Below are 13,324 nucleotides of genomic sequence, written 5' to 3'. Positions count from 1 at the left end.
GTCCTCCCACAGGGGGAGGGTGCCCCTTTCCCCACCCCGGCCGGAATCCCCGGCTTGATCGAAGGACAGCAGCATGGCCAGCGGTACCGTGAAGTGGTTCAACGCCGAGAAGGGCTTCGGATTCATCGCCCAGGACGGCGGCCCGGACGTCTTCGCCCACTACTCCAACATCTCCGGCAACGGTTACCGCGAGCTGGCGGAGGGCGAGAGCGTGACCTTCGACGTGACGCAGGGTCAGAAGGGCCCCCAGGCCGAGAACATCGTCCGCGCCTGATCCGCCGGCCCGTACGAAAATCCTTTCCGCCCCGCGCCGGCCGCCGTGTACCGTGGTGTCACCGACGCGGGGTGGAGCAGCTCGGTAGCTCGCTGGGCTCATAACCCAGAGGTCGCAGGTTCGAATCCTGTCCCCGCTACGAGAAGAGAAGGGGCCCGGTGTCAGCCGGGCCCCTTTTCGCGTCCGCGGCCTTCCCTGTCTGGTAACAGCTGTTACCATCGAAGGATGGCGAAGACACAGCTGGGTGCGCGCGTCGACAACGAGATCAAGCAGCTGGCGGAAGCCCGCGCCAGGGACCGGGGCCTGAGCCTCGGCGACTACATCGCCGTCCTCGTGCACGAGGACACCGAAGGACTGCGGCAGCGCGGCCTGGACGCCGCGGAGCGGTTCCTCGCCGAGCACCAGGGCGTCTTCGACGAGGCCGAGGACGCCGACCGCCGCACCTCCGGAGCGCACGCCGCGTAATGGAGCTGCACATCGACGTTCCCTGGATCCTGCGGGTCGCCGAGATCGCGGGGGTGGGGGATCCCGCCCCCGAGGACTACGGGGTGCCGGTGGCCGCGGTCGCCGCTCACCGGGCCGAACTGCTGGACCGGCCCGTATACGACAGCCCCTACGCCCGCGCCGCCGCCCTGGTGCACGTCCTCGGCCGCTGCCGATGGCTGGAACGCTCCAACATGGCCGTGGCCGCCGCGACGGGCGTGATGTACCTGGAGGCTTCCGGAATCCCGGTCAAGCCCGCCAGGGAGGACGCCGTCGCCCTGCGCGACCTGCTGCGGGATCCCGCCTGCACCACCGCGAGGATCGCCGCCCTGCTGCGCGGTTGGCCCAGAACCGCCTGAATTCCGGCCGGGGCGAGCCCACATGGTGATCCGGACGAGACCTGGCCGTGCTGGTGCCGGACAACCGCCTTCCGCGAGAGTGCCCGCAGTCCCCGGCGACAACGAGGTCTCTTGTGTCCGCTCTGCCCTTCCTCGCTCCTTGGCTGGTCCTGGCCTCGGCCCTCTGGACGATGCTGCCCCTGCTGTTCCCCCGGCGACGCCGGACGGGGATCGCCGTGGCCCTCGTCCACCTTCTCGCCACTTCGGCTCTCACGTGGCCCTGGACTCAGGACCGGTACGCGGGCGAAGAGGTGTGGATGGTTCTGGTGTTCGGCCAGGGAGCCCTGGTCGCACTGGGCCGGCTCGTCTTCGAACTGAGTCCGTTCGGCGCCCGGCGCCGCAGGGCCTCCGCCACCCCGTAGCGGGCGGGCAGGCGCCCGCCCTGCCGGTGCCCGCCGTCGGAGGCGGGAACCGAATCGCTCCCCGGCGAGTTACGCCGTTCATGACACAAGGGGGAAGCACGATGGGGGAGGAGCCGACGTGGGCGGAGCTTCTGCTGGGGTTCGCCATCGCCCTGGGGATCCCCACCGCCCTCGTGGGAGTGGTGATCTTCTCGCTCGTGGGACTGACCCTGTGGGCGACGGCGCCCGAGCGCCGATGGAGGCGTTAGGGCCTGTCCGGCGGATCGGGGTCGGGTAGGCCCTGGAGGCGGTCTTCACACCGTCGTCAGGAACTGCGTCGCCGCCAGCTCCCCGTACAGCTCGTCGCCCTCCACCAGTTCCGCGTGCGTTCCCACCGCGCGGACCCGGCCCGCTTCCATCACGACGATCCGGTCCGCGAGCGTCACCGTCGACAGCCGGTGCGCCACGACGAGGACCGTGGTCTCCCGGGCCACCTCCGCCACCACGTCCCGCAGCGCCAGTTCGTTCACCGCGTCCAACTGCGAGGTCGCCTCGTCGAGCAGCAGCAGCCGCGGCCTGCGCAGCAGCGCCCGCGCGATGGCGACCCGCTGCCGCTCTCCGCCCGACAGCTTGGAGCCGCGGTGGCCGACCACCGTCTCCAGACCCTCCGGCAGCCGTTCCACGAGCGCGTCGAGCCGGGCCCGTACGAGCACCCGGCGGATCTCCTCCTCGCCCGAGTCCGGCGCGGCGAAGGTGAGGTTCTCGCGCAGGGTGCCGGACAGGACGGGCGCGTCCTGCTCCACGTAACCGATGGAGGCCCGCAGGTCGGCCAGCGGCCACTCCCTCACGTCCCGGCCGTCCACCAGGACCCGCCCGCCGGTCGTCTCGTAGAAGCGCTCGATCAGCCCGAACAGCGTTGTCTTGCCCGCCCCCGACGGGCCCACGAAGGCCGTCATGCCCCGCCCCGGCACCTCGAAGGACACGCCCCGGTGCACGGACGGGAGGTCGTCCCGGTACCGGAAGGAGACGTCGTCGAAGACCACCGACGCCGGCCCGCCGCCTTCCGCCGGGGCCGCCGCCCCGGCCCCGGTCTCCTCGACCTCCAGCGCCTCGGCCTCCAGGATCCGCGACACCGCCGCCGACCCCACCTGGAACTGTGTCGCCGCCTCCACCAGCTTGGAGATCGGCTCGATCAGGTAGAAGAGGAAGAGGAGGAAGGCGATCAGGGACGAGACCGACGTCGCCCCGGACGCGACCCGCGCGCCACCGATGCCGAGGACCGCCAGGAACGACACCTGCACGGCCAGGCCGATCGAGGAGCCCGCGAGCGACTGCCACTTGGCCGACTTCACCCCGTGCCGCCAGGCGTCGTGCGCCGCCGCGTCCACGACGGCCGTCTCCCGCGCCTCCGCGCCCGAGGCCTTGATCGTGCGGAAGGCGCCGAAGGCGCGCTCCAGGACGGTGGAGATCCGGCCGACCGCCTCCTGCGAGCGCTTGGTCGCCGCCGCGATCCGCGGCATGAGCACGGCGACGGCCCCGCCGATCAGCACGATGACGCCGGCCGTGACGCCCAGCAGCACGGGGTCCATGAAGCCCATGAGGACCAGCGTCGCCACGAACGAGAGGCCGCCGGTCGCCGCCGACACGACGGACTGGGTGGTGACCGCTCGCAGCAGGGTGGTGTCGGAGGTGATCCGCGACATCAGATCGCCGGGCTGGGTCTTCTCGACCTCCGGCAGCCGCAGCCGCAGCAGCCTCCCGATCAGCGAGCGCCGGGCCGCGAGCACCACCGACTCCGCGGTCCGCTCCAGGACGTACGAGCCGAGCGCCTCGACGGCCGTGCCGAAGACGACGAGCGCCGTCAGGACCAGCAGGACCGGGGCGATGGGCTCGTCGTGGCCGAGCCGGTCCACCAGGGCCTTCGCCGCGAGCGGCTGGGCGAGCCCGCTCGCGGCGCCGATCAGGGCGAGCACCGCCCCGCACGCGACGGCGGCCCGGTGCGGCCGGAAGTGGGTGTAGAGGGCCGACCGGACCTTGCGGGCGGGGACGACGGGGGTGGCGGGGGTTTCGAGGGCGGTGGTCACACCGGTCAGGACGCGAGAACGCCGCGCTTGCCTGACCGGTGGGAACACCTGGACGCCGGACCGGCTGGACGCCCGACCGGCTGGACGCCGGGCCGGTCGAGTACGGGAAGGGCCGGAGGGGTCCGTACGCCGGTCCGCGCCGTCATGCCGCGCCGCTCCGTGAGGGTGTGTCAGGGGGCGTCGACGAGGATCCGGCCGTCGGCGGGTACGAGGGCGGCGACGCCGTTCGCGTAGGCGGACTGCACGCGGGACCGCTCGGTCGCGTTCGGGACGGCGTTGGTGCAGGCCGTGCCGGCGCTCGAACCCGACATCAGCTGCGAGCACGGGCCGGGCTTGGTGTCCGGCAGGCCGAGGCTGTGGCCCAGCTCGTGAGCGGCGATCCGGGTCTTGTCGTAGCCCTGGCTCACGGCCTGGCTGCCGAGTTCGACGCGGACCTGACGGCCCGGACGGACGGGGCCGAGCGTGGCCTGCGGCCAGCCCGTGGTGGCGACGATCACGATCTCGGCCCGGGTGCCGGGTGCGGCTTCCACCAGTTTGACGTTGCTCACGTTCGCGTTCCACGAGGCGACCCCGGCCGCGATCGCGGCCTCCCAGCCTCCGGCGCGGCTGTCGTCATAACGAAGGGTCACCACCGCCGCCTGCGCGGCGGACGATTCGTGAGCGGGCGCGGGCGCCGCTGTCGCGGCACCCGCCATGGCGAGGACGAGCGCGGCGGCGGACGTGCCCGCCTTGAACCATGTACCGAGGGGCATTGCTGCTCCTTCATCCGTGGGGGGACCCGGCTCCGGTGGGGAGCCGGAGGCGTGAAGGGGCGACACGGGCGTCTGGTGGGGCCAGACATGAGGTCGATCACCCCTCCGATCCTTGCGATCGTAAGCCTCGGAAGGGCTCTATGTAATGTACCTGTCAGGCTTGTTCTTCGGTCGCGGTTGTGCTTCCTCCGGGGCCAGGACGGGGCCGGGATCGGCTCCGCCTCGACGGGCGTGGGCCAGAGGTCGGGCCAGGGTGTCGTCGACGGGCTGTCGAGGCCCGGTCGGCTCGTCAGCTCACGCCGCCGACGACCGCTCTGCCCTCCTCCGCCGCCTTGGCGAAGAACGGGACGAGGTCGTCGAAGTCCCTCTCCCCGGCGCCGGCGTTCCAGTGGGCCGCCGAGGTCCGGTCGGTCCAGCGTTCGCCGACCAGCCCTTCGGCCACCTGCCCCACCTCGTCCGGGGTGAGGAAGTGCGCCGGGCCGTAGCCGAACTCGAACCCCTCGACGGTGCGGCAGTTCTCGCCCGTGGCCCGCGCCAGCCAGGGGTACGCCGTCCGCCAGTCCGAGGTGCCCTTCTCGGCCTCCGCCCGGCCCTCGGCGACCTCCGCCAGCAGGCGGTAGTCGTGGCCGAAGGAGTCTCCGGTCGGGTGGACGCCGGAAACGAGGGGCTCCGGCACGTCGTCCTCGAAGAACAGGGCGCCGATCAGCTCCGGGCGCTCCCGGAGGACCGCCAGCAACGAGGGGTCGATCTTCACGAGATCGAGCCACATGGACATGCCGTCACGCCCTTCCCGGGGCCGTCCGTGGAGTGCGCTCCGGACTCTAACGGAGGGCGCCGACAACGGCGTCGGCCGAGGGCGTACCGGTCCCGGGGAGGCCGGAAGAGGGTCGGTCGGGCGGGAGAGCGCGGCGGCGGCCGAGTGGGGCGGGGGGCCGCGCGCGGCACCCCGCCCCGGCGGTCAGGACGCCTGATGGGTCCACTTCTGGTTGGCCGCGCCGGTGCAGGACCAGATCTGGGCCCGGGTGGCGTCGGCCGAGGAGTTGCCCGTCACGTCGAGGCACTTGTCGGCGGCGGCGTTCACCACGTCGTGCGTGGTCGCGTTGTACGTCCAGCGCTGGGCGCCCGTCCCGTTGCACGTGTACAACTGCACCTTCGTGCCGTTCGCGACGGCGCCGCCGGTGACGTCGAGGCACTTGCCGAGCGCCCGGACCGTGCCGTCGGCGGCGAGCGTCCAGCGCTGGGCGTCGGTGCCGTTGCAGGCGTACAACTGGACGGCGGTGCCGTCGGCGTTCGCCGCGCCGGCCACGTCCAGGCACTTCCCGGCGAGACCGGTCAGCGCGCCGCCGGGCGCGCCGCCACCGCCGGGCGTGCCCGACCAGGTGAAGGTGGCGGTGGTGCGGGCCGGGAGGCTGTACGTGAAGGACTGGCCGCCCCAGTCGACCCGGACGGACTGCGCCGAACCGCCGCCGTTGTGCGCGATGAGCGCCTTGGAACCGTCGGGGTTGCGCCAGGCCACGTTCTGCACGGTGGCGTTGTCCGTCGAGGCGATCCGGTACGCGCCGGGCCGGACGAACTTGGTGAGGTGGCCGGTCGTGTAGTACTCGACCGTGTAGTCCACCTGCCCGGCGCGGGCGCCGCCCTCCTGCACGGTGATCAGGCCGGTGCAGGTGCCGCAGCCGCCGTTGTGCGGGCCCATGTTCTGGTTCAGGGCCAGGCTCCACTTGACCAGGCTGCTGCTCCAGTTGCGGGCGTACGAGACGATGTCCTTCAGGTCCTCGTTGTGCTGGTTGCCGATCCAGGTCCCGCCCGAGTGCTCGGTGCTGAACTGGCGCACCGCCGGGTACTGGGCGTGGACCTGGCTGCCGACGGCCGGGTCGCCGGCGTAGCCGTGCCAGGCGATGCCGCCGAACAGCGGGTCGTCGCGGACGCCCGCGTCGCCGAGGATCCCGGCGCCGAAGCCGGCGTAGTCGCCGTAGTTCCAGTCGTGCACCAGGACCTTGGTGGAGATCCCGGCGGCCCGGAAGGCCGGGTAGACGTGGTTCTTGGTGAACTCGACCAGCCCGGACGGGTTCCAGCTCATGCCCGGGTAGTTCATCGCGGTCGGATTCCCGGCCTGGCAGCAGTTGGGCTCGTTCTGCACCGACAGGTAGTCGACCGGGACACCGGCGGCCTGGTAGCTCTGGACGTACTTCACCAGGTACTGGGCGTAGGTGGGGTAGTGCTCCCACTTCAGCCAGCCCATCTGGTCCATCCGGCCGTTGTCCTTCATCCAGCCGGGCGCGCTCCACGGCACGCCCTTGACCCGCAGCGCCGGGTTGAGCTGCTTGGCCTGGACGGTGAGCAGCCGGACATCGGCGTCGTAGCCGTTGGAGCCGAAGTCGCCGAGGTCGCAGCAGGTGTCGTCGAGGGAGACGTTCCCGGGCCGGGAGAGGTCGGAGGCGCCGATGGGGTTGCGGACGAAGGAGAGCCCGATGCCCTCGGTCGGCGAGAACAGCTTGCGCATGACCGCGTCGCGGGTGGCGGCACTGACGGCGCCGCCGCGCAGGAGGTGGGCGGTGGTGTCGGTGATGGACGCGCCGCCGCCCTCGAACCGCTGGTAGGTGGTGGACTCGTCGACGGTGATGGTGTGGTTCGCGCCGCCGCCGGACGGGCCGAAGGAGAGCGGTGCCTGCGGGGCGAGGCCTCGGGTGACGGTGCGGCCGCCGGAGTCGGAGGTGGTGGTCAGCCAGACGTCCACCCTCTCCCCGGCGGCCTGGGCGGTGCCGGGCGAGGTGAGGACGAGTCCGGTCGCCACCAGGGCGCCGGTCAGGAGGGCGGCGAGCGAGCGGGGGCGGGAACGCGCCCGCCGGCCTGCGGCCACCCGTAAGGGATTGAGGTGCACCTGACAATCCTCTCTGAGGAGGCGTGCCGTGCTGCCGTACGGGACCGGTCGGCCCGGGCCCGTACGTGTCCCACAGAGCGGCAAGCCTTTTATCAAGCTGTGAACTTATGGACGGGGGGTGCGCCCGTCAACCCCTGTCGCGTACGACTCCCGAAGAGGACGAGCCCCGACGGGTCCTGACCGCGGTTCTCGGAAGCGGGTGCGTTCAGGAGGTGACGGAACGACCCTGTGGGGTACGGCGGCTCGGGCGCGGGGCACGCGGGGTGTGCGGCAGGCCGGTGCGGGCGCCGACGGGCATCTCGCCGACCGACCGCGCCCCGGTCTGCGGGGCGCAGGTTCCGGGGTCGGCGTTGACGAACACCCGTTCTTGTCAGGTGTTGGAGAGCCAGATCGAGAGATTGAGGGCCGAGGCGAAGGTCACCCACAGCGCGTAGGGGACGAGCAGGAGCGCGGCGGCCCGGCGGTGGCGGGCGAAGAAGACGATCGTGGTCACGACGGCCGCGAGGAGGAGGCAGATCTCCAGGAAGGCCAGCCCGTACTCGCCCGCGGCGAAGAAGAGCGGGGTCCAGGCGAGGTTGAGGAGCAGTTGGGCCCACCACCAGGCCATGGCGGTGCGCGTGGAGCCGCGAGGATCTCGGAGCACCAGCCACGCGGCGACGGCGATGGTGCCGTACAGCACCGTCCACACCGGGCCGAAGAGCCATCCGGGCGGTGCCCAGGCGGGCCTGTCCAGCGCGGCGTAGGTATCGCCCGCGTCCGCGGAGGCCAGTCCGCCGAGCGCGGCGACGGCGTAGCAGGCGGCCAGGAGGCCCAGGAGGGTGGGCCATCGCGCGCCCGGTCGTCGGCCTGTTCCTGAAAGCTCCGCGTCCCGCACGGCGTGCTCCGTTCCTCGTCGGTGCTGACACTGTTCTGATGCCCGTCGAAGCGGCTGTGATGTGAACGCGGAGCCCCCGGCTCCGGCGGCCCCGTACCCGTCATCCACGGAGAGGTCTGCCCGCGATTTATTGTCTGCAACAAAACTATCCGCTAAGGTCCCACTTTGGGGGTGCCGGACGGAATCGCCGCAGCCGCGCCGACCCGGGGCCCGGCACGACCACCCGGTTCCTCCACCCACCCGGTCCCGACCACCGAAGGCTGATTCCCATGAGTCGACGCACCGCCACCGAAACCGCCACCGGCGCCACCCGGAACGACGGGCCGGCGCCCCGGGCGCTCACCGAGCCGGAACTCTCCGGACTCCTGGGACGACAGCGGTTCGGCGTGCTCGCCGGCGTCCGCGGCACCGGCCACCCGCACCTGTCGACCGTCCTCTACGACTGGGATCCCGAGGAGCGCGTGCTGCGCGTCTCCTCCACCGCCGACCGCCTCAAGGTTCGCCGACTGCACCGCGATCCGCACGCCTCCCTGCACGTCACCGGCCCGGACGTCTGGTCGTTCGCCGTGGCGGAGGGCGAAGCGGAGATCCTGGACCCGGCCCACGGAGCAGCCCCCGGCGAACCGGTACTGCCCGACCGGCGCGTGACCATCCTGATCCGGGTCTCCCGGCTCTACGGAACCGCTCTGGACATCCCCTCCGGGGACTGAGCCCGACGGAGCGTCACCTCCCCTCCGTCAGGTCCCGCTCGAAGACGCCCGCGAGCCGAGCGCCCGCGCGGTCGGTCTCCCGGCGCCCGCGCTTCGCGTCCGACGAGGCCTTCTCCAGCCGCAGCCGCGCCGTACGTCCGCGCAGTGTCAGCGTCATCAGCTGGTTGCCGAACCACGGTCCGCCGGTGTGCTCCCATCGGACCGTGGGCCTCGCGATCCGCCCGTGGCGGGCGAGGAGGTGCCCGATCCCCCTGGCGAACCGGCTCCAGCCGAAACGGAACCCGACCCTTATGGGCGTGGGCACCGAATTGTGCAGCGGCGAACAGGTGAACTGGAAGACGCGGGAGTCCGGCTGCCGCCCGGCGGTCCAGACGGGCTCCGCCACGTACCCGTGGTGCACGTCCCCGGAGAGCACGCACACCGTCGCCGGGGCGGCGTCGCCCCTTCCCACCTCGGCGACCGTCTCCGTCAGCCTTTCGAACGACGAGGTGAACGCCGCCCAGTGCTCCAGGTCGGCCCGGCGGCGCAGCCACTCGCCGAAGCGCGCCCAGCGCGGCCCGCGTTCGCCGCGGCAGAGCGCCGCGTGCCAGCCCTCCGCGAAGTGGACCATCGGGGGCAGCAGCCACGGGAGCGAGGTCCCGATCAGCAGGTGGTCGACACCGCCGGGGTCTTCGAACGCCTGCGTCCGCAGCCAGGTCGCCTCCTCCGCGTCCAGCATCGTCCGGTGCTGTTCCTCAAGGACTCGCGCGGCCCGGGTGTCGACCATCAGCAACCGGGTGCGGCCGAAGTCCCTGCGGTAGCTCCAGCGGACCGACGCCGGGTCGGCGTCGGCGCGTTCGGCGAACGCGCGCAGCACCTCCGTTCCGTCGTCGGCCGCAAGGACCGCCGCGTACAGCTTGTCCTCGGCGAGCTCGGCGGGGGAGAGGTTCCCCAGGTGCTGGTAGACCCAGTACGACATCAGGCCGCCGGTGATCCGCTCGTGCCACCAGGGCGTCGCCCGCATGTCGGCCACCCATGCGGCACTGGTGTTCCAGTCGTCGATGACGTCGTGGTCGTCGAAGATCATGCAGCTCGGCACGGTCGAGAGCAGCCAGCGCAGCTCGGGGTCGCCCCAGGACTCGTCATAGAGGTGGGTGTACTCCTCGTAGTCGGCGACCTGGTCCGGCGGGGCGGCCGAGCCCGTGCCGGCGGCCCGCCGGTGCCGGGCGATCCAGTCGCGCGTACCGGCGGACGTCTCGTCCGCGTACACCTGGTCGCCCAGGAGGAGGAGCACGTCCGGGCGCTCGGCCTCCGGGTCGCCCGCGAGCCGGGCGGCGAGCGTGTCGAGGACGTCGGGACCCACCGGATCGGGCTCGTCCACGGCGGGCGCCGCCCACCGGCACGAGCCGAAGGCCACCACCGCGCCGGTCGCCGGGACCGGTGGCGTGCGGATGGTGCTGGGCGGCAGGGGCGAGTCCGCGAGAGGCCACACCCGCTCGTCGTCGAGCAGCACCTCGTACGCGGTGGTCGACCCGGGTGCGAGTCCGGTCACGACCACCAGTGCGTAGTGGTGGCCGGCGACGCGGAACGTCGGAGCCGAACCCCCGGCGCCGTCCGGGCACCGGACCTCCACCGTGCACTCGCGGTCGGTCTCGACCCACACCGTCGCGCTCGTGCCCGACTCCCAGTCCACGTGACGCAGGAGCGGCCCCAGTCTCAGACCGGCCATCAAGAGTTCCCTCCCGGCCCTTCGTCCTGTACGAAAACGGCCGCTCCGTACAGTACGGAACGGCGGCGGAAACGGCACTGTTTCCCGCGCGGGCGCGGCATCTCATGCCAGGGCGTTCACCACCGTCGCGAAGACCCGCGGGAGACGCTCGGCCGCGGGTACGACGAGCGGTGCGAGCGCCCGCTGCTGTCGCACCCGTACCAGGAGTTCGGTCAGGAACCGGTGGCGCCGGGTCGCGTGGTTCCAGTCGCTCTCGTAGCGGTCCGGTGTGCCCCGGCGCACGTTGTCGACCAGGGCGCCGGCCCCGGCGAGGGCCAGGGAGACGCCCTCGCCGGTCAGCGCGTCGACGTATCCCGCGGCGTCGCCCACGAGCAGGACCCGCCCGTGGAGCCGGGACCGTACCTCCTGGCGCAGTGGTCCCGCGCCCCGCACCGCGGTGACGGCCCTTTCCACGGGAAGGCGGGCGGCCAGTTCGGGGAAGCGTTCCAGCTGGACGTCGAAGGGGGCCCGCCGGTCCGTCAGCAGGGCGACGCCGACCAGCCGGGGCCCGAGCGGGGTGACGTACGCCTCACCGTGCCGTCCGCAGTGCACCTCGACGTACGGGGACCACGGGGACGTGGAGTAATGGCGCCGCAACCCGTATCTGGGCCTCCGGCGTGAGTCGACGCGGAGGCCGAGGGAGCGGCGCACCGGCGAGTGCAAGCCGTCCGCGGCGACCAGCCACTTGGCGCGCAGACCGGTGCCGGGCAGGACCACACCGGCGGCGTCCTGCCGTACTTCTCCGACGCGCAGGGGCAGCACGGGAACACCGGCCGCGAGGACGGCCCCGTGGAGGGTGCCGTGCAGGTCGGTGCGCCGTGCGCCGATACCGGGGCCGGTACGGAACGCGGCCTGTACCCGGTGGGACCCCTGCACGTAACGGATGCCCGTGATCGGGTGTCCCGGGACCTCCAGGCCGAGCGAGGCGAGGGCCCGGACGGCACCGGGCATCAGACCCTCGCCGCAGGCCTTGTCGATCGGCGCGGCGCGGGGCTCGGCCACGACGGTGTCGAAACCGGCGCGCACGGCGTGCAGAGCCGTGGCCAGACCGGCCGGACCGCCTCCGACGATGATCAGATCGTGCTCACGGCTCACGCGGGCACCGCACGGGCGAGGGCCGCGTTCTCGCAACGGAGGCGCACCGCCAGCAGCACCGCGTTGGCGGTGCTGAACGTCACCGCGCTCAGCCAGGCGGAGTGCACCAGTGGCAGGGCGGCGACTTCCACCGCGACGGCGACGTAGTTGGGATGGCGCAGGAGGCGGTAGGGACCGGCACAGATCGGACGGGTTCCGGGAACGACGATGACGCGCGTGTTCCAGTGGGGCCCGAGCGTGGTGACGCACCACCAGCGCAACGCCTGGGACAGGAGGACCAGGGACAGCATCGACCAGGCCAGAACCGGTACGAACGGCCTTCGGGCCAGCACGGGTTCGAGGAGGCAGCAGACCAGCATCGCCGTGTGCAGGACGACCATGACCGGGTAGTGGCCACGGCCGTACTCGACGCCGGCGCGGGAGAGGGACCAGGCCGTGTTGCGCCTGGCCACCACCAGTTCGACGACGCGTTCGACGGCCACGGCCAGGACGAGGAGCGCATACCAGAACACGGAATCCCCTCACCAACGCAACAGGACGAACTCGGAACAGAAGCCCGGCCCCATCGCCATCAGCAGACCCCAGGTGCCCGGCTCGGGACGCCGGGGTCCGCTGTGGCCCTGCAGGACGTGCAGGACGGAGGCCGAGGACATGTTTCCCACGGCCGCGAGCGACCGCCGCGTGGCGTCGAGGGCCTCTTCGGGCAGACCGAGGGCCTCGGTCACGGCGGACAGCACCTTGGGACCGCCCGGATGGCACACCCAGGTCCGGATGTCGTCGGTGGTGAGGCCGTGGTCGGCCAGGAAGGCCCGCAGGGGCCGCCCGAGGTGCTCCCGCACGACGCGGGGGATGCCCGCGTCGATGACGACGCGGAACCCGTCGGCGCCGATGTCCCAGCCCATGAGGTGCTCGGTCGCGGGATAGAGATGGCTGCGCGTGGCGATCACCACCGGTCCGTCTCCGCGCCTTTCCGCGACGGCGCGGCCGCGTGCGACGAGCGCCGCCGCACCGTCGCCGAACAGGGCACCGGCGACGAGGTTGGCGCGGGAGTCGTCACGCCGCTGGAGCGTCAGCGAGCACAGTTCGACGGTGAGCAGCACGGCGGTGTCGTAGGGGTGACCGCACAGGTAGTCGTGCAGCCGGGCGAGACCGGCGGCGCCGGCCACGCACCCCAGACCGAACACCGGAAGTCGTCTGACGTCCGGCCGCATCCCCAGGCGGCCGGCCAGGCGGGCGTCGAGCGAAGGGGTGGCCAGACCGGTGACGGAGTTGCACACCAGCAGGTCGACGTCGGACGGTTCGAGCCCCGCCTGTCGCAGCGCACCGGCGACGGCTTGCTCCCCCAGGTCGAGCGCGGCCGTGATCCAGGCGTCGTTGGACCGCCCGAAGTCCCCGAGTCCGGCGTACCGCTCGATCGGCAGGGCCAGGTGACGCGCACGCACACCGGTGGACGCGTGCAGGCGCCGCAGCAGGGAGCGGTCGGCTCCCGGAGCCAGGCACAGGTCGCCGATGTGCTCGGTCAGCTCGTCCTGGGCGTAGCGGTGGGACGGCAGGGCGGTGTGGACGGCGGCGACGGTGGTCGTCGCGGCGGGCGCGGCAGGTCGGCGCGACGCCGCGGAGGGGAGGGCGGCGTCGTCGGTGATCACAGAGACACGCATGGCGGTAATGCCTACCTCCTTCCGGAC

General features: G+C 72.4%; 15 protein-coding genes and 1 tRNA gene. 7 read left to right on the top strand and 9 right to left on the bottom strand.

The window, feature by feature from the left end:
* Positions 1–73: 73 nt before the first annotated feature.
* The 6 genes from AB0398_RS22315 (at position 74) to AB0398_RS22290 (ending at position 1,765) form a co-directional block, all read left to right on the top strand.
* Positions 74–274, top strand: a complete 201-nt coding sequence (locus AB0398_RS22315) for a cold shock domain-containing protein (protein ID WP_366377352.1) — start codon at positions 74–76, stop codon at positions 272–274.
* Between the two features lie 65 nt (positions 275–339).
* Positions 340–413 (top strand) — tRNA-Met (locus AB0398_RS22310).
* Between the two features lie 86 nt (positions 414–499).
* The gene (locus AB0398_RS22305; protein WP_366377351.1) at positions 500–739 is read left to right on the top strand and encodes a hypothetical protein; all 240 of its coding nucleotides are present in this window, start codon (positions 500–502) and stop codon (positions 737–739) included.
* Positions 739–1,116 (top strand): fic family toxin-antitoxin system, toxin component, encoded by a 378-nt coding sequence (locus AB0398_RS22300; RefSeq protein WP_366377350.1) that lies wholly within the window; start codon positions 739–741, stop codon positions 1,114–1,116. Before AB0398_RS22305 ends, AB0398_RS22300 begins: the two co-directional genes overlap by 1 nt.
* Before the next feature lie 113 nt (positions 1,117–1,229).
* On the top strand, positions 1,230–1,517 hold the full coding sequence (locus tag AB0398_RS22295; protein WP_366377349.1) for a hypothetical protein: 288 nt from the start codon (positions 1,230–1,232) through the stop codon (positions 1,515–1,517).
* Between the two features lie 101 nt (positions 1,518–1,618).
* On the top strand, positions 1,619–1,765 hold the full coding sequence (locus tag AB0398_RS22290) for a hypothetical protein (protein WP_366377348.1): 147 nt from the start codon (positions 1,619–1,621) through the stop codon (positions 1,763–1,765).
* 45 nt (positions 1,766–1,810) lie between these two features.
* Here AB0398_RS22290 and AB0398_RS22285 read toward each other — a convergent pair whose 3' ends face one another.
* The 5 genes from AB0398_RS22285 to AB0398_RS22265 form a co-directional block, all read right to left on the bottom strand.
* Complete coding sequence (locus AB0398_RS22285) at positions 1,811–3,580, bottom strand: ABC transporter ATP-binding protein (protein ID WP_366377347.1); 1,770 nt, start codon at positions 3,578–3,580, stop codon at positions 1,811–1,813.
* Between the two features lie 170 nt (positions 3,581–3,750).
* Positions 3,751–4,332 (bottom strand): snapalysin family zinc-dependent metalloprotease, encoded by a 582-nt coding sequence (locus tag AB0398_RS22280; RefSeq protein WP_366377346.1) that lies wholly within the window; start codon positions 4,330–4,332, stop codon positions 3,751–3,753.
* 289 nt (positions 4,333–4,621) lie between these two features.
* Positions 4,622–5,107, bottom strand: a complete 486-nt coding sequence (locus AB0398_RS22275) for a hypothetical protein (protein WP_366377345.1) — start codon at positions 5,105–5,107, stop codon at positions 4,622–4,624.
* Between the two features lie 183 nt (positions 5,108–5,290).
* Positions 5,291–7,141 carry a ricin-type beta-trefoil lectin domain protein gene (locus AB0398_RS22270; protein ID WP_366377487.1) on the bottom strand — a complete coding sequence of 617 codons (1,851 nt, stop codon included), beginning with the start codon at positions 7,139–7,141 and terminating at the stop codon, positions 5,291–5,293.
* 442 nt (positions 7,142–7,583) lie between these two features.
* Positions 7,584–8,087, bottom strand: coding sequence for a TspO/MBR family protein (locus AB0398_RS22265; RefSeq protein WP_366377344.1), 504 nt, complete (start codon positions 8,085–8,087; stop codon positions 7,584–7,586).
* A gap of 269 nt (positions 8,088–8,356) precedes the next feature.
* Between AB0398_RS22265 and AB0398_RS22260 the strand changes: the two genes are divergently transcribed.
* Positions 8,357–8,797: a pyridoxamine 5'-phosphate oxidase family protein gene (locus AB0398_RS22260; protein ID WP_366377343.1), complete on the top strand. Its 441-nt coding sequence runs from the start codon at positions 8,357–8,359 to the stop codon at positions 8,795–8,797.
* A gap of 13 nt (positions 8,798–8,810) precedes the next feature.
* Here the strand turns inward: AB0398_RS22260 and AB0398_RS22255 are convergent, their stop codons facing one another.
* The 4 genes from AB0398_RS22255 to AB0398_RS22240 all read right to left on the bottom strand — a co-directional run bounded on the left by AB0398_RS22255 (position 8,811) and on the right by AB0398_RS22240 (position 13,297).
* Entirely contained in the window at positions 8,811–10,505 is a 1,695-nt protein-coding gene (locus tag AB0398_RS22255) for an alkaline phosphatase D family protein (protein WP_366377342.1), read from the bottom strand.
* 102 nt (positions 10,506–10,607) lie between these two features.
* Positions 10,608–11,639 carry an NAD(P)/FAD-dependent oxidoreductase gene (locus AB0398_RS22250; RefSeq protein ID WP_366377341.1) on the bottom strand — a complete coding sequence of 344 codons (1,032 nt, stop codon included), beginning with the start codon at positions 11,637–11,639 and terminating at the stop codon, positions 10,608–10,610.
* Positions 11,636–12,151 carry an isoprenylcysteine carboxylmethyltransferase family protein gene (locus AB0398_RS22245; RefSeq protein ID WP_366377340.1) on the bottom strand — a complete coding sequence of 172 codons (516 nt, stop codon included), beginning with the start codon at positions 12,149–12,151 and terminating at the stop codon, positions 11,636–11,638. The genes AB0398_RS22250 and AB0398_RS22245 overlap by 4 nt, the downstream gene beginning before the upstream one ends.
* 9 nt (positions 12,152–12,160) lie before the next feature.
* Entirely contained in the window at positions 12,161–13,297 is a 1,137-nt protein-coding gene (locus tag AB0398_RS22240; protein ID WP_366377339.1) for a 3-oxoacyl-[acyl-carrier-protein] synthase III C-terminal domain-containing protein, read from the bottom strand.
* Positions 13,298–13,324: the final 27 nt, after the last annotated feature.

This window comes from Streptomyces sp. NPDC086147 (genome assembly GCF_040702165.1).
Classification (GTDB): domain Bacteria; phylum Actinomycetota; class Actinomycetes; order Streptomycetales; family Streptomycetaceae; genus Streptomyces.
The sequence above is the reverse complement of the archived record's forward strand: the minus strand, read 5'-3'. Positions and strand labels throughout refer to the sequence as shown.

Bases quoted from the DNA above. Each gene is read 5' to 3' on its own strand.
- AB0398_RS22315 (WP_366377352.1), top strand. From the start codon at position 74: ATGGCCAGCGGTACCGTGAAGTGGTTCAACGCCGAGAAGGGCTTCGGA.
- AB0398_RS22305 (WP_366377351.1), top strand. From the start codon at position 500: ATGGCGAAGACACAGCTGGGTGCGCGCGTCGACAACGAGATCAAGCAG.
- AB0398_RS22300 (WP_366377350.1), top strand. From the start codon at position 739: ATGGAGCTGCACATCGACGTTCCCTGGATCCTGCGGGTCGCCGAGATC.
- AB0398_RS22290 (WP_366377348.1), top strand. From the start codon at position 1,619: ATGGGGGAGGAGCCGACGTGGGCGGAGCTTCTGCTGGGGTTCGCCATC.
- AB0398_RS22280 (WP_366377346.1), bottom strand. From the start codon at position 4,332: ATGCCCCTCGGTACATGGTTCAAGGCGGGCACGTCCGCCGCCGCGCTC.
- AB0398_RS22275 (WP_366377345.1), bottom strand. From the start codon at position 5,107: ATGTCCATGTGGCTCGATCTCGTGAAGATCGACCCCTCGTTGCTGGCG.
- AB0398_RS22260 (WP_366377343.1), top strand. From the start codon at position 8,357: ATGAGTCGACGCACCGCCACCGAAACCGCCACCGGCGCCACCCGGAAC.
- AB0398_RS22255 (WP_366377342.1), bottom strand. From the start codon at position 10,505: ATGGCCGGTCTGAGACTGGGGCCGCTCCTGCGTCACGTGGACTGGGAG.
- AB0398_RS22240 (WP_366377339.1), bottom strand. From the start codon at position 13,297: ATGCGTGTCTCTGTGATCACCGACGACGCCGCCCTCCCCTCCGCGGCG.